This window comes from candidate division WOR-3 bacterium (assembly GCA_039804025.1).
Lineage (GTDB): Bacteria > Hydrothermota > Hydrothermia > Hydrothermales > JAJRUZ01 > JBCNVI01.
Map to the genome: position 1 here is coordinate 1 of JBDRZP010000002.1, position 15,066 is coordinate 15,066.

The following is a 15,066-nucleotide window of genomic DNA, read 5'->3' on the forward strand; positions in this document are numbered from 1 at the left end:
GTTATTAAAACTGCCAAAATTAAAATTTGCATATTTTACCTCCTTACAGTTAGCATTCCTAATTATAAGGTAAAAAAATATAAAATGTCAAGATTTTGTAGAATACCATAACATTTAGACTGGGTTTATATTAAATTTTTCAATAGTGATTTTTATCCTCTTGTACTCCAAATAAATCGACCCCCATATGCCCTAAAAAATATACATCTTTTAATTGGCTCAAATTAAACAATTCCTTTTGAGTTTTTTTTGGAAAATCTATTTACAGATTTAAGTTTTCATTTTTTTGGGAACTATTTTTATATAAACTTTTTCAGGTTTAAGTATCTCTCCCCTCACCCTCAAAAGTTCTTCAATTTTTATATCAAAAAGCTTCTCGTTCTCCTCTAATAATTTCATTATTAAATTTAAGTCCCCTTCAGTTATATCTTCTATTTTGCTACCATGAAGTTGGTTTTCCTCTATTTTCCTAAATGGATCTCTAACATAAATTGCACCACCTGAAGGTAAAGACATTAAATTTGAGCCTGGATAAACCTCATCAAGCTCCTCTATTTCACCCTTTCTATTAAATCTTATTCCATTTAAAATACAGAAACCACCTCCATTTAGCGGATCACCAGCCATAAAAGATTCTGCAAGATAATCAAGACAAGTTCCATTTATTACAACCTTTGGATTTCCAACAGTGTTTATTAGAGGTCTTCCCGCTAAATTTCCCATCACAAACACTTTTCCACCCTTTGCTCCATACATAAAAGTTTGTCCTGCATCACCATAAATAACGGCTTTACCTGATTTCATTATATTGAGCATTTGATCCTGACCTGATGAATGAATGTAAATTTCAAGACCATCAATTCCTGAACCAGCATAATCTCCAATATCACCATAACAATCAATTCTAACTCCCTTTGAATCCTTTCCAAAACCGCACCCAATAAATCTCTGTCCCCTTAAATTAAAAACTATAAATTTCTTATAACCCTTCTTATAAGATTCTACTAAAAACCTTGCCAAACTATCATCACCTTCTGGTGGAAAATTTAAAGAATCAACAACAAGAACTAAATCTCCCTCACATTCCTTTAACTTTCCTCTTCTCTCATAATCTATAACTTTAAAATTATCAGATTCTCTCTTAAAAATACTAACTAAAAAAGATTCAACCATATCAATAATGTAGTTTCTCCTTTTATTCCCGACATTGTAATATAGGTCATTTAAGTATGTTAAAACATCAATTGAAAATTTTTTAAAACTATCATCTTTAAAGGATACCTCTTCCAGCATAACAAGAATATTAAAAAGAGTTTCATAACTTAAATCCTTAATAACATTCTTTAAAAATTCATAACATCCCCTTGCATCTTTATTTTCAATAAAATAATCAAGGGAATCCTTTATTCTGTAAAAAACACTTTTTTCCTCATAGGTTAAAACAAAACTCTCCCTTTTAGGATTACCCTTTATCAATTTTTCTAAAATAATCCCATCTTCCTTTTCTATTCTCTTACCAAATTTATCCTCAAAAATCATTCGAAAATTTCTATAATCATAAGAAAAAACATAAGCACCTCCATCTGTATGACTTCCACCCCTTGCATTCCAGTATTTATCAGCATAGGAAGTATTTATAATCCCATCCTTTTTAAGTTCTCTTAAAATTGCATTTATTGCCTGTCTCTCTGATGCTATAATACCTATTTCTATTTTGTCTTTAAGAATTGCAAATACCTGTGGTCTTAACATAGAAGTATCTGTTATTCCTATAAGTTCATACCTTTCATCAAAAATGTTATTCCCACCTATTATGAAAAACCATGGTCCATCGGGTGAAGCGGAGATATGGGATATCTGAATTTCTCTGTAAATTTCCCTTTTTTCAGGTGGTAAAAGGTAAAAATCTCTTTCAGTTGTTGGAGCCATAGCTTCAAGCAAATACTCCATTTTATACTCATACTGTCTCTTCCATAAATCAAAAAGTAAAATAGCTGCTTCAGTATCAGTAAGGAAAAGGGGATACATTTTTCTTTCTGCAAGGTAATTTATTATTCCAGCGTAATTTGAAAAATCTCCGTTATGAATAAGGGCATAATGTAAAATTGAAAAGGGATGTGCCCCTCCTGGATGCCATACCTTTCCCTTTGTAGGATACCTGTGATGACCAATCCATAGATGAGCTTTAAAATCATACAAATCGTAGTATCTAATAACATCATCAGCAAACCCAACAATCTTAAGAACAATCATATCTTTACCTGAAGAAAGAACAAATGCCTTCTGCTCAACCCCTGCCTTATAAAAAGTTTTATTCAAAATAAAACACTTTTGATACATAAATTCATCTTCTATTTTCCTTATATCAAAACCTTCTAAATTATTTTGCTTAATAAAATCTGATAAAATTTTCTCCTTGGGTTTTACAAAATACCTTTTAACAAGTGGTGGAGTTATCTCTAAATTTAATTCTTTCTTTTCCTCACTTTCCCTTAAAGGATAACTTTCCCTTATTTCAAAATTATAATTTATAAAATTCTCAATTTCTTTAATAACACTCTTATCAAGATAGGCTATCTGAAGGATATAGTATTCCTTTAAAATTTCAGAATCTACTTGCATATCTTCAGGGTCAAGACCACAGGCACATATACCACCACCCTTACCATTCCCCCTGTTTTTCATCTGAATAAGTGACTTTAAAAGATATTTACCTTCAATCTTTTTTGAAGATATAAAACCCACAACACCGCAACCTCCTTCTGCCTCTTTTTTTCTGTATTCAATTTTATGAGGGGCTAAATCTCTTCTTGAATTTTCAATAAGTTCAAAAAATTTTTTATCCATAGTAAATAAGTAAATCCTTTCTACCCCTTAAATCCCTTATACTTTTTAATCCGAGACCTTTAAGTATTCTTTTAAGTTCAATTTTAAAGGCATTATATAAATTAACAATTCTCTCTGAAGCCCATTCAACATCCAGAAATTTTGATAAAAATCTATCAGGAGTAGCTATTCCAAACTGACACCCTCTATCTGATGCTCCCTTTTCACAATTTCCACACTGTGTGCATCCCACTGCAATTGCTTCAACTGTCCCAAGAATACATCCATCTGCACCAAGTGCTATTGCTTTTGCTATATCATGAGCAGTTCTTATTCTGCCACTTGCCATTACAACTACATTATCCCTTACACCTTCCTTTAAAAGATACTCATGAACCTTAGGTATAGCAAGTTCTATTGGCATTGCAATATTTTTTTTAGCAAAATCAGGTGCTGCACCTGTTCCCCCGTATCCACCATCAAGATGAATTATGTGTGCACCTGCATAATATATTCCTATTGAAACCATATCCACATCAATAGGGGTTGAAACTTTAACGGATATTAAAGCATTTGGATTAATAGTTCTAAAAAAATCAACATGCTTTTTATGATCCTCCACCGAATAAACACTGTGAAAAGGAAAGGGCTGAAAAATATCAACATGGGGAACTGTTTCCCTCATCTTTGCCACATCTTCTGAAACCTTAAAAGATAATAAGTGCCCTCCAAGCCCCGGTTTTGCACCCTGAGCGTATTTAAGTTCTATTATTCTTGCAAGTTGAAGCGTTTCTTCTCTTACCCCAAAGTAACCTGTGGATGCCTGGACAATAACATTTTCTTTATATTCCATTAATTCAGGTGGATAACCTCCTTCCCCTGTTGAGGTGAAGGTATTAAATTTCCTTGCAGCTTTTGCTCTTGCAATCATAAAATTTAAACTCACAGAACCATAGGACATACCTGCTCCATAAAAGGGAATCGGGATTTTTATCCTTTCACCATAATCCTTTCTGTTTAAGTCAAGGGACAGGTCTATTTCTTCATCATCAATAACTTCTTCAATTTCAGGTAAATCCTCTTTATTAATAAGTTTCTTGAAAAAAAGTCTATCAAACCCCCCACCGCTATTACCTATTCTGTACTCAATTTTATTTTTTGGAGGCATACCTTTAGTAGCCATTATCCATGTAGAGAAGATAAGTTCCCTTGTCCAGCCATAATGTCCAAGAGCAGAATTCTGTGTTAAAACCTCATAGGGTAAAACCTCTAATCCTTTCTTTATATTTTTACTATGTTTTTCAACAATTAAATCTTCTAAGCTTATCATTTTACCCTCTCAATTCCAGCAAAGGATTCTTCAAAAATCTCCTCAAAAAATATTAGTCTTCCATAATCACCTACAAGTCTCCTTACATCCCTTTTCCCCATAGCACTTAAAGCCTCTATTAACTGTTCATGCCAGGCACTTAAAAGATTTAAAATTCTCTGCTTCCCCCAATCAAAATTTAACTTTTTTAAGATTATTTCATATTCATCATCTCTTTCTTTAAATTCAGATTGAAGGGCAATATGTAAAGGAATGTCTATTGCTACAAGGTCAGCACCACAGCCTATTGCTTTTGGAACATGTTCTGCTTTGTTTATCCCTCCGCTTACTATTAAAGTTATCTGGCTTCTTATGCCCTTTTCTATTAAATCTTTATTCAAATCTCTTAAAATTTCGGTAAGATGTTTTTTATTATCAAAGGCATAACCATTCCTTTTAAAAACTAAATGTATTCCCTCAGCTCCTTCATTTAAAACAAAATAAATTAACTCTTTAAAATCCCCTTTTGCCTTTATTCTTGCTATCATTATTGATTTATCATTGATTTTTTTTAATTCCTCTAAAATCTTTATATCATCATTTTCTTCTATCTCAAATTCAACAATTTTAGAACTGACCACTTCAATTTTTTCCTCTCTTTTAAAAAGTGGGAAAATATTTTTATAATCCCTTTCAAGTTTTTTAAAATTGGAAATTCCCAAAATATAAAATGTTCCAGCTTCGTAAGCAGCACATGATAATATTCTGTGAAAATTATCATCCTTTAAAGGCTCATATTCAAAGATTACAGGAATTTGCACCGTAACTGTTTTTGAAATTCCCTCACCGAATTTTTTAACCTTTCTCCCTATCTGGGTTTCTGTGGAGATATATTCTCTTCCCTCTTTGCCATCCCTTGTCGGTCTAACAATTTCTGACATATCAAGCCATATTGAATCAAAACCTTTTCCAACAAAGGGACCTTTATAACCCATGCCACTTACCTTTTCCATACCTGTTTCACTTTCAAATAAAATTGTATCAATATCCTCCATTGAGAGGTTGAATTTTTCAAGAACCTTATAATGGGGGTTTATAATCACATCTTTTATAACCTTCGGGTATTCAATTTTACATTCAAAGCATCTTACACACTTTTCTTTTATAGGTTTGAAACCTCCGAACCTTCCTGAAAAAACTCCATACTTACAGGGTCTTGAAAATGTAAGTTTAATATAATCCTTTAATTTTCTTTTCTTTAAACCCTCTTTTAAATTATGGAAGAATTCACTTGTAATCATTTTAAAAAGTTCAAACTTATTCACGATTGGTTCATACTTATGCGGGATTTTAAAAAGTGGGGGCATTTTTTTTATCTTTATATGATACCTTTCATACCTTTCCATAACTTTTTAATATAAATCCTTAAAAAAATATTTTTCAAATAAGTTTAAATTTTTAAAAGTTTTAAACTTAAATTAATTTTTTATAAAAATTGGGTAATAGATGGACTTTTATTTTTTCCCCTTTTTTAATTAGAGTTTTACTTTTCGGGGCAAAAATCAAACAATCCCCCCTTACAAGGGATGAAAGCATATGTGATTCCTGATACTTAAGTGGTAAAACCCCATCCTTATAAATCTTCCCCTTCAAAAAATATGCCCTATCATTCTTCTTTTTTATATCCTTTAATAAAATTAACCTTTTTTCAGGGAGAAAAATATCCTTAAAACCCGACATTTTCCTCACAGCAGGATAAATATATTCATAAAAACAAAATAAAACTGCAAAAGGATTACCCGGTAATCCAAAAATCAAACTTTTACCTTTTTTCCCAAAAAATAAAGGCTTCCCGGGCTTCTGAGCCACCTTATAAAAAACCTTCTCCACACCTTCCCTGATAAACAACTCCCTGACAATGTCATAATCACCAACTGAAATACCACCTGAAAAAATTATAAGATCATAGGATAAAAGTCCTTCATAAAAATTATTTCTTATCTCCTCAAAATCATCACCTACATACCTTATCTCAATGTCTGAAATATTTAATGACCTTAAGGATGAATAAAGGGAAAAAGAATTTGCATCATAGATTTTTCCTGGCACAAGTTTTTCACCTGGTTTTATCACCTCATTACCTGTAACTACTATAAAAACCTTGGGTCTTCTTATAACTCTTACTTTTTCTATACCAAGCATAGAAAGTAAGCCGATAGAATTAGGATTTAAAACCTCCCCCTTTTTAAGAACCAGTTTCCCCTTTTTTATTTCCTCACCCTTATACCTTATATTTTCTCCCTTTTTAAGATCTTTTTTTACAATTATATAATCACCTTCCTTCTCAACAAATTCCTGCATCACAACTGAAGTAGTATTTTCAGGAAGCGGAGAACCTGTAAAAACACGAAATGCTTCTCCTTCTTTAAGTTTTATAACCTTATAATCACCTGCCTTTATCTCTCCAATTACCTTGAATTTATCACCTTTTTTAAACTTTTCAAAACACAAAGCATATCCATCCATTGCTGAATTTGTAAAAACCGGTAAATCAATAGGAGAGTATATATCACGAGATAAAACATAAAAAATAGATTCTTTAAGGGGCACTTCTATTTCTTCCAGAGTATAAAGGGAATTTAAAAGAAGTTTTCTTGCTTTAAAGAAACTTATAAGATGCTGTCCCATAGTATTTTTACTCCAAAAGATAAAATTATAAGGTTTAAAATTTTCTTAACATAAATTGGCTTTAATTTATAAGAACCTACAAAAGAACCTATAATAGAACCCAAGAAAACAGAAAATGTTATAGGTAAAATTAAATTAAAATTTACATTACCCCTTATAAAATGGATAATAAAACCAAAAAGAGAATTAATCATAACAAAAAAGGAAAGTATACCGGGTATTTCCTTTTCACCTATACCTGAAAAAATTAAAACAGAAGATACAAGAATCCCTCCGCCTATTCCTAAAAGACCCGCTATTATTCCGGCAATAAAACCAAAAAGGGGAACAAAAGAAATTTTTATTCTAATTTTAAGTTTCTTTATGAAATTTTCAAGAATTGAAATTATTGATAATAAAATTAAAACTAAACCAAGAACTATCATAAATAATTTTCTCTCAATTACAATTTTTGCTCCAATATAAACACCTGTAAGGGAAAGTAAGTAAAGTAAAGTTAAAAATTTAAAGCGGTTTTTAAAATCAATATGAATTCTGTAATTTAAAAAAGCTATAAGAGAAGCAAGCACATTTAAAAAAAGGGAGGTGGAAGGTATGAACTTATGAGAAACTCCACAGAAACTCATAAGGGCCACATAGGCACTTCCACCACCAAGCCCTACTGAGGAATATATCAGAGCAAAAAGGAAAAAAAGAAAATAAATAAAGGGATTAAAAAAAATCATTCCTTATGCCCTTTACCTTCCATCATTTTATAAATATGAAAAACATAAGGGAAAATTGCCCTCATTGATTCATAAGAACCCTTTGATGAACCTGGCAAAGTAATAATCAAAGTCTTACCACTAACCCCTGCTATACCCCTTGAAAGCATTGAATAAGGAGTCCTTTCATAACCATAAACCCTTGAAGCCTCCATTATAGCAGAAATTTCCTTTTCTATTAAAGGTTTTACAGCCTCAGGGGTTATATCTCTTGGTGAAAGTCCTGTTCCACCTGTTGTTATAACAAGATTATATTTATTTTCAATCCAGTTTTTAACCTCTTTTTCTATCATATCCCTTTCATCCGGAACAATTTTATAATCAATATTCTTTAAACCACATTCCTCAAGAATCTTTACAATAATTTTTCCTGATTTATCCTGTTTCTTTCCAGCATAAACTGAATCCGATACAACAAGCACACCTGCTTTAAAATCGGGAGGAACTTCCTCTATAAAATCAGATTTTCCACCCTTTTTCTCAATCACTTTTATCTCTTTAATTTCAATATTTCTATCATAAGGCTTTAGCATATCGTAAATATTAAGAGCAGCACAGCTAACAGAAAAAAGGGCTTCCATTTCACAGCCTGTCCTTGCAATTGTTTTAACAGTAACCTCAATTGTTATTCTTTTATCATCAATTTTATGGTCAAAGGAAATCCATTCAATAGGAATGTTATGACAGAAAGGTAAAATAAAAGGAGTCTTTTTAACAGATTGACAGGCAACAGCTTTGGAAACCTCAAAAATATCACCTTTTTCAATTTCTTTATTTTCAATCCTTTTAATTATATTTTCAGAAACTTCTATCACTGCCCTTGCTTTTGCAATTCTCAAAGTTTTGATTTTATCACTTATATCAAACATATTTTTCCTCCTTCCATCTTTCTTTATTGTTACTTAAAATCTCTTTTTTCCATATTGGAACTTTATTTTTTATTTCATCAATAACAAACTGAATTGCTGAAAATCCTTCTTTCCTGTGTGAAGAAAAAACTATTACCAAAAAGGCAATCTCACCCAATTTTACCCTTCCCAATCTATGTTTTACAATTATTTTCTTCACCTTAAATTTTTCTTTTGCGGATTTTATAATCTCATCTATTTCTTTTTCTGACATTTTTTTATAAGATTCATAATAAATCTCCTTAACAAAATTTTTTCCATCAACTAAATCCTTCCTCACTTTACCGGTAAAGATTATAAGGGAACCTATGCTTTTATCACTATTTTTTTTAACAATTTCATTAATTAATTTTACAGTTATTTTTTTACGAGTTAAATATTTCATCCTCCTGAAAGAGGTGGTAAAAATGCAATTTCATCTTCTTCTCTTAAATCAATATCTTCATTACATATTTTTTGGTTAACAGCAATAAAAAAAATCTCCCTTTCAATTTCTGGAAATTTTTTATAAATAAAACTTTTCAATTCAGATAGGTCTTTTATTCCTTTTATCTCCATTTTACTTTTCTTTGTTATTTCCCTTAACTTTCCAAAAAATAAAACCTTCATTTTAACCTCCGATTTTCCTCATAACAAAAAAACTTTCTATATTTTCACCATTATCAAAAAAACTTTTCTTTAATGCTATAAAACCTTCTGGTTTTAATTTTACAATTTTTAAAATAAAATCATAAAGTTCCTTTTCCCTTACCTCTGGTCTTAAGAATTCTTTTAAATTGTAACCTCTTTTATCAAATAAACACAAAACCATATTACCATCGGAAGTTATTCTGAGTCTTGAACAGGAATTACAGAATGTATCTGTTATTGTGGATATAAATCCTACTTTTGTCACAAATTTTTTATCATTATTTAAATTATAATTTTCTGCAATTTTTTCTTTTTCATAATAAATAATATCATATTTTGCCTTTATTTTTTCTATAATTTCTTTTTTTGAGATAAAAAATTTTTTCCAGTTTGCATTTCCTGAAAGTGGCATATACTCTATAAATCTTATCGGAATTCCTTTTTCCCCTGAAAATTCAATCAAATCAAAAATTTCCTCATCATTTATTCCCTTTAACATTACAGTATTTATTTTTAAAGGAATTTTTAATTTATTACATAAATCAAGACCTTCAATTATTTCATCAAGAAAATCAAATCCTGTTATTTTCTTAAATTTTTCCTTTTTTAAAGTATCAAGACTTAAATTAACCTTTATATCAAAATCCTTTAAAAATATAGCTTTTTCTTTAAGAAGAATTCCATTAGTTGTTATATTAAGGTCAATTTCAGGAATATTCTTTTTAATTTTAATAACTAAATCTTCAAAACCTTTCCTTAAAAGCGGCTCCCCCCCTGTAAACCTTACCTTTTTTATTGAAAAATTCTTATAAAAAAATTCTACAAGAAATTCTATCTCTTCAAGGGAAAGAATTTCCTCCTTTTTAAAAAGTTTAACTCCTTCCTCTGGCATACAATAAAAACATCTCAAATTACACCTGTCTGTTAAAGAAATCCTTAAGTAATCAAATTCTCTTCCAAAACTATCTTTAAGAATCATTTAAGTCATCCCTTTTATTTATGTTTTTTAGATAAAAATTATAATCTCCAAAAATCTTGAGTTCTTCCTCCTTTATAAAATAAATTTTATTTTCATCCTTTAATTTTATCCTTTCTATAAATCCCTTTATGGAATTGCCTTTTTTTAAATAATTTTCAATTTCCCTTTTAAAAATAGAGCTTAAAAAAATAGGTAAAGGTTTATCCTCTGAAATTAAAACAATTTTTTCAAAATTAAACTTTTCACAAAGATTCAATAAAAATTTTATAAATTCCATGGGAATAAAGGGCATATCCACAGGAAAAAACAAGACATTCTTACAATCTGTTTTATTAAAAAAATTATATATTGCATAAAGGGGACCCATATATTTAATTTTATCCTCTATTAATTTTAAATTCAAATTATTAATTAGAATCCCTAACTTTTTTTCTATGATTTTCTTATCATCACAGAGAATAAAAATTTCATCAAAAAAATTTTTCAACTTTAAAATAATTATCTCTATCATATATCTTTTATCAATCTTAAAAAATCTTTTGTCACTTTCAAATCTTTCTGATCTTCCACCAGCAAGTATTGCAACCTTTATACTTTTATCCATCCTTTAAATTAATTAAAAGTTCGTCAATTCTTTCTTTTGTTTCCGAAAGCAAAAATTTTGTCAAAAGGGAGATACCCTTATAAAAGTAAGTTTCTGCTCTTTTAAACATTTCTTCACAGAAATAAAAAACCCAGGTTAAAATATGCTTTTCTAAAAATTCCTTCTGAAGCTTAAGAAACCTTTTTGCATCATTTAAAGAAGAACTTTCCCAGGCATTTCTTTCATAAAAGGCAAGAAGTGAGAAAAATTTAAGTTCTATTCCAATATAATCAGGAAGTTCATCTTCTATTGAAATATTTATTCCTGAATTTAAATAAAAATTCAATACTTCTCTTGTAAAATTTCCCATAAGAGTATTTTCTCCCCTCCAGACTGATTCATAGGGAGGTGGTAAAGAGTAACCCTTTTTTATACCGCGCAAGAGTTTAGTAAAATCCACACATAACTCATCCAGAATTTTCTCATCACTTAATTTTTCTGTATGTTCATAAAATTTTTCAAAATATAAAGATATTTTTTTTAAATAACTACTGAATTCCTCTCTCTTAATCTTTCTCAAAAATTCAGGGTCAGGTCTTTTTAAATAAAAATGGGAAAGAAGTAAAAATGATTTACTTCTTAATTCCGCCTCCTTCTTCAACTCCTTTTCATCAATCATCAATCAGAATAACTATTTATATAGCTTTGTTATGGCAGGTCCCTTTTCTGAATGACATCCAATACACAGTTCCCTCATTACAACACCTGGTGCTCCCCTTTCAGGAACTTTATATTTTCTCTGATAAAGGTAATTTTCAGGGTATTTTTCCTTATGACAGTAAGAACATTCAATTTTTAAAATCTCAGAATGAATGTTATGCCACCTTTCGCCAGGCTCCATTCCCGTTTCTTTTCCAGCATCAATTTTGCCTTCCTTTATTTCCCTTGCAATTTTTTCTATCTCCTTTTTGTTAAAGGACTTAAATTTCTCCTTTGAACCTGAGATAAGGATAAAACCTATAAGGAGAAAAAATATAACTTTTTTCACTTTTCACCTCCTTTAAAATAGGTAATAAACCTTTGGATTTGTTCCAAATTCCTCCTTTAATTTTTTACCATTCCTCTTTTTTATAAGTTTAGAAACTTCACTTTCAGGATCATCAAGGTCACCAAAATATCTTGCTTCTACAGGACAGACTGGAACACAGGCAGGAGTTGAGTCATAATCACTACCTGGTTTTTTACCTTCTTTAAGTGCCTTTTCTATTCTGTGCCAGCACAAGGTGCATTTTTCTGCGATCCCTGGTTTTTTTCTGTGAAGGGGATGTCTTGCTTTTTTATCCAAATTCTCATAAGGAGTTTTGTAATTAGGATAATAACTTTCCTCTTTATTTATGTAATGAATAACACCATAAGGACAGGCTGCAATACAATACCTTTTACCTTTACATTTATCGTAATCAATTAGGACTATTCCATATTCATTTTTTTTGATTGCCTTTTCGGGACAGGCTTTCATACATGGTGGATTATCACAATGCATACAGTTCATAGGTATAAAAATTCTTCTAACATTAGGATATGTTCCTTCTTCATATTCAATAACAAAATTCCAGTAATTTCCTTTTTGAACCATATTTTCTATTTTGCAGGCTGCAACACAACTCCTACATCCACAACATTTTTTTAAATCTATAACAAGCCCATACCTTGCCATTTTTTAACCTCCTTTATGCTTTATAAATTTTTACCTTTGTGTCATTAAAAGAATTTTCCCCTGATAAAAGATCAGGATGAAGTTCTAATATGAAGTTTGGTAAAACTCCTTTTTTAGCATAGGAGGGAAATGATTTTGAAAACCTTCCATAATGGTAACTTATAGCAACTGTATCAGGTCTAATTCCCTCTGTTAACCTTGCAATAGCTTCTACTTTACCAATTTTACTTTCAACAATAATTTTATCACCTTCATCAATACCAAGTTTTCCTGCAGTTTTTTTATTTATCAAACAGTAATTTGTGTCTGAATCATTGGCAATCTCATTCAAAAGTGGATTTAAGGCGTGGAAATCTGTTTGCGTTCTATACATTCTCTTATATGTGATAAGGTAAAAGGGATATTCCTTAGGGTCCCTTTTACGATGGGGTGTTGGAAAAGCATGCTCTTTTAATGGTAAAGGAGAATATACTATGTCAAGAATTTTTCTTAATTCATTTAAATCATTTTCCTCAAACCATTCCATAAAAACTTTTTTTACATTATCATTTTTTTCCATTATTTCAAAAACTTTTTCCTTTGTATAAACAAGTTGTTCAGCATAAAAATGCATCTTTGGTTTACCTTTACCATTATATTTTTCTGCCTCACTTAAATATCTCTTTTTTACATCCCTTTTTTTAATATAAAGACCATGCTGAATTGCATAATCAAAAGGTTTTCCTGTTTCTGCTTCCCAGATAATCTGAACTGCCTCCTTTGAATCGTATACCCTTTTTTCAAATTTCTTTTCCTTATCTTCCAGTTTCCATTCCTTATTTATTTCATCTATAAACTTATCGAGAATAGAAAGCCTTTTAGCGATTTCCATAAGTATTGAAAAAGCATCATATTTTAGATTAAATACATCAACAACAGGCTGCCTAATCGCCTTGTGTTCAGCATCAGGAACCCATCTTGTGGATGAATAGTGCCAGGATTCAAGATAGGTTTTATCAGGTAAAACTATATCCGCCATCTCTGCTGTTTCATCCAGCACAACATTTATATTTACAGAATAAACATTTTTATAACCCTCAATCTGTTTCTGTATATCTGAAGTAGAGAGTATTCTATTTGTCGCATAAAATATTGCCATCCTGGGTTTATAAGGAAGTCCATATTTTTCGGGTTCGCTATAAGTATATGCTACCTGCTGAGCTACATTATGGGTTGCAAAGGGATAAAATACACTCTCCTGTAAATCAACCCTTTGGGGAGGATATTCACACTTGGATGGTTTCATGCTCTTATAATTTGGGTCAGCCTTATAAAGTAAAAGACCACCAACAGCGTCAAAATTACCTACAAGCATATTAACTATTAGACCAGCCCTCCAATTCTGGGTACCATATTCCCTGGCAACAAGTCCCCTGAAAGTGTAAACACAAACAGGTCTATATCTTAATTTCTCACCGTCAATTTCTATTGTTTTTCCAATATTAGCATTTTCACCAAATTCCTTTGCAATTCTTTTTATTGTGCTATAAGGAATTCCTGTGATTTCCTCAATCTCCTTATCCTTTAAAGATAACACATACTCTTTAAAAATTCTAAAAGCAGTTTTATATTTTTTACCTTCAATAGCTATCTCTGTATCAAGGGATATTTCTTCATGTTCATCGTAAGGAACTATCTTTTTATTCTTATTATCATAAACATAGAAATTATTCTTTTCATCCTTATAGAATTTTTTATCTTCCCCAACAAGATAAGCTGCATCTGTATAATTTTTCAAAAATTCCTCATCAATATAATTCATTTTAATTAATTCCTTTGCCATTGCAAGTAGAAAAAGAGCATCTTTACCAGGTCTTATAGGAACCCATTCATTTGCCTTACTTGCGGTATTGGACAATCTTGGTTCAATAACAACCATTTTCATATCACCATCTACTATTCTTTTCAAGGAAGTCCTATCAAGCCATCTTGCCCATTGTTCAGCCTCTGTAAAATTTGCCCCAATATTTATAAAATATTTTGTATATTCAAGGTCAGGTAATGGACCATGACCTCCCCAGGTAATCTCATCTGCTACATGCCTTGCTGCCTCACAAACTGTTGTTCTATGAACATGGTTAGGGGTTCCAAAGGCTTTGCAGAAGGGCTTTGTAAATTTATCACCAATTAAATATTTTCCGTGAGAAATATGGAAAGTAAGTCCTCTTGGATCTTCATCCTTTATTTCTTTCAACTTTTTTACAATCTCATCAAAGGCTTCTTCCCATGAAATTTCCTTCCATTTAGGGTCCTCACCCAAACCCTTATTAGGATTAGTTCTCTTTAAAGGTGCTTTAATTCTGTAAGGATTGTAGGTATGAAAAATTCCAGCCTGCCCCTTTGGACAAAGGTGACCCTTATTATAAGGACTTTCAGGATTTCCATATATTGCCCTTATAACACCATTTACCCTTCTTACCCTTATTCCACAGAAATTAACACACATCGTATCTGTTGAAGGGATCATTACATCTTCATCAGGTGAGAAATTTACTATAGACTTATTTTCCTCGGCAGTTAAATTTTTAAAATCAAAAAATAAATCAGAAAGGAGAGCAATTGTTGTAAAGGAAAATGTTTTTTTAAGAAACTCTCTTCTTGTTATAGCCATAAAGAACCCCCC

Annotated in this window: 14 protein-coding genes; all 14 read right to left on the reverse strand. The window is 30.8% G+C overall.

Annotation, left to right across the window (positions count from 1 at the left end; translation table 11 throughout):
* Positions 1-270: 270 nt before the first annotated feature.
* The gene (locus tag ABIN73_00930) at positions 271-2,847 is read right to left on the reverse strand and encodes a hypothetical protein (GenBank protein ID MEO0268291.1); all 2,577 of its coding nucleotides are present in this window, start codon (positions 2,845-2,847) and stop codon (positions 271-273) included.
* Complete coding sequence (locus ABIN73_00935; protein ID MEO0268292.1) at positions 2,840-4,156, reverse strand: FMN-binding glutamate synthase family protein; 1,317 nt, start codon at positions 4,154-4,156, stop codon at positions 2,840-2,842. Before ABIN73_00935 ends, ABIN73_00930 begins: the two co-directional genes overlap by 8 nt.
* A complete protein-coding gene (locus tag ABIN73_00940; protein ID MEO0268293.1) occupies positions 4,153-5,541 on the reverse strand; it encodes a hypothetical protein in 1,389 nt (462 codons plus the stop codon). Before ABIN73_00940 ends, ABIN73_00935 begins: the two co-directional genes overlap by 4 nt.
* Before the next feature lie 67 nt (positions 5,542-5,608).
* Entirely contained in the window at positions 5,609-6,823 is a 1,215-nt protein-coding gene (gene glp / locus ABIN73_00945; GenBank protein ID MEO0268294.1) for a gephyrin-like molybdotransferase Glp, read from the reverse strand.
* Positions 6,805-7,548 (reverse strand): TSUP family transporter, encoded by a 744-nt coding sequence (locus ABIN73_00950; GenBank protein ID MEO0268295.1) that lies wholly within the window; start codon positions 7,546-7,548, stop codon positions 6,805-6,807. Before ABIN73_00950 ends, glp begins: the two co-directional genes overlap by 19 nt.
* A complete protein-coding gene (moaCB, locus tag ABIN73_00955) occupies positions 7,545-8,456 on the reverse strand; it encodes a bifunctional molybdenum cofactor biosynthesis protein MoaC/MoaB (protein MEO0268296.1) in 912 nt (303 codons plus the stop codon). The genes ABIN73_00950 and moaCB overlap by 4 nt, the downstream gene beginning before the upstream one ends.
* Positions 8,449-8,880: a molybdenum cofactor biosynthesis protein MoaE gene (locus ABIN73_00960; GenBank protein MEO0268297.1), complete on the reverse strand. Its 432-nt coding sequence runs from the start codon at positions 8,878-8,880 to the stop codon at positions 8,449-8,451. The genes moaCB and ABIN73_00960 overlap by 8 nt, the downstream gene beginning before the upstream one ends.
* On the reverse strand, positions 8,877-9,104 hold the full coding sequence (locus ABIN73_00965; GenBank protein ID MEO0268298.1) for a MoaD/ThiS family protein: 228 nt from the start codon (positions 9,102-9,104) through the stop codon (positions 8,877-8,879). The genes ABIN73_00960 and ABIN73_00965 overlap by 4 nt, the downstream gene beginning before the upstream one ends.
* Position 9,105: 1 nt before the next feature.
* Positions 9,106-10,104 (reverse strand): GTP 3',8-cyclase MoaA, encoded by a 999-nt coding sequence (gene moaA, locus ABIN73_00970; protein ID MEO0268299.1) that lies wholly within the window; start codon positions 10,102-10,104, stop codon positions 9,106-9,108.
* Positions 10,094-10,708 (reverse strand): molybdenum cofactor guanylyltransferase, encoded by a 615-nt coding sequence (locus ABIN73_00975; protein ID MEO0268300.1) that lies wholly within the window; start codon positions 10,706-10,708, stop codon positions 10,094-10,096. Before ABIN73_00975 ends, moaA begins: the two co-directional genes overlap by 11 nt.
* Positions 10,701-11,366, reverse strand: a complete 666-nt coding sequence (locus tag ABIN73_00980) for a molecular chaperone TorD family protein (protein MEO0268301.1) — start codon at positions 11,364-11,366, stop codon at positions 10,701-10,703. Before ABIN73_00980 ends, ABIN73_00975 begins: the two co-directional genes overlap by 8 nt.
* A gap of 12 nt (positions 11,367-11,378) precedes the next feature.
* Complete coding sequence (locus ABIN73_00985; protein ID MEO0268302.1) at positions 11,379-11,735, reverse strand: hypothetical protein; 357 nt, start codon at positions 11,733-11,735, stop codon at positions 11,379-11,381.
* 12 nt (positions 11,736-11,747) lie between these two features.
* Positions 11,748-12,404, reverse strand: a complete 657-nt coding sequence (locus tag ABIN73_00990) for a 4Fe-4S dicluster domain-containing protein (GenBank protein MEO0268303.1) — start codon at positions 12,402-12,404, stop codon at positions 11,748-11,750.
* 13 nt (positions 12,405-12,417) lie between these two features.
* Positions 12,418-15,054 (reverse strand): molybdopterin-dependent oxidoreductase, encoded by a 2,637-nt coding sequence (locus tag ABIN73_00995; GenBank protein ID MEO0268304.1) that lies wholly within the window; start codon positions 15,052-15,054, stop codon positions 12,418-12,420.
* Positions 15,055-15,066: the final 12 nt, after the last annotated feature.

Excerpts from the sequence above, each read along its gene's own strand:
- ABIN73_00980 (MEO0268301.1), bottom strand. The coding sequence starts at position 11,366 with ATGATTGATGAAAAGGAGTTGAAGAAGGAGGCGGAATTAAGAAGTAAA.
- ABIN73_00965 (MEO0268298.1), bottom strand. The coding sequence starts at position 9,104 with ATGAAGGTTTTATTTTTTGGAAAGTTAAGGGAAATAACAAAGAAAAGT.
- glp (MEO0268294.1), bottom strand. The coding sequence starts at position 6,823 with ATGGGACAGCATCTTATAAGTTTCTTTAAAGCAAGAAAACTTCTTTTA.
- ABIN73_00930 (MEO0268291.1), bottom strand. The coding sequence starts at position 2,847 with ATGGATAAAAAATTTTTTGAACTTATTGAAAATTCAAGAAGAGATTTA.
- ABIN73_00940 (MEO0268293.1), bottom strand. The coding sequence starts at position 5,541 with ATGGAAAGGTATGAAAGGTATCATATAAAGATAAAAAAAATGCCCCCA.
- moaA (MEO0268299.1), bottom strand. The coding sequence starts at position 10,104 with ATGATTCTTAAAGATAGTTTTGGAAGAGAATTTGATTACTTAAGGATT.
- ABIN73_00975 (MEO0268300.1), bottom strand. The coding sequence starts at position 10,708 with ATGGATAAAAGTATAAAGGTTGCAATACTTGCTGGTGGAAGATCAGAA.
- ABIN73_00990 (MEO0268303.1), bottom strand. The coding sequence starts at position 12,404 with ATGGCAAGGTATGGGCTTGTTATAGATTTAAAAAAATGTTGTGGATGT.
- ABIN73_00935 (MEO0268292.1), bottom strand. The coding sequence starts at position 4,156 with ATGATAAGCTTAGAAGATTTAATTGTTGAAAAACATAGTAAAAATATA.
- moaCB (MEO0268296.1), bottom strand. The coding sequence starts at position 8,456 with ATGTTTGATATAAGTGATAAAATCAAAACTTTGAGAATTGCAAAAGCA.
- ABIN73_00995 (MEO0268304.1), bottom strand. The coding sequence starts at position 15,054 with ATGGCTATAACAAGAAGAGAGTTTCTTAAAAAAACATTTTCCTTTACA.
- ABIN73_00950 (MEO0268295.1), bottom strand. The coding sequence starts at position 7,548 with ATGATTTTTTTTAATCCCTTTATTTATTTTCTTTTTTTCCTTTTTGCT.
- ABIN73_00960 (MEO0268297.1), bottom strand. The coding sequence starts at position 8,880 with ATGAAATATTTAACTCGTAAAAAAATAACTGTAAAATTAATTAATGAA.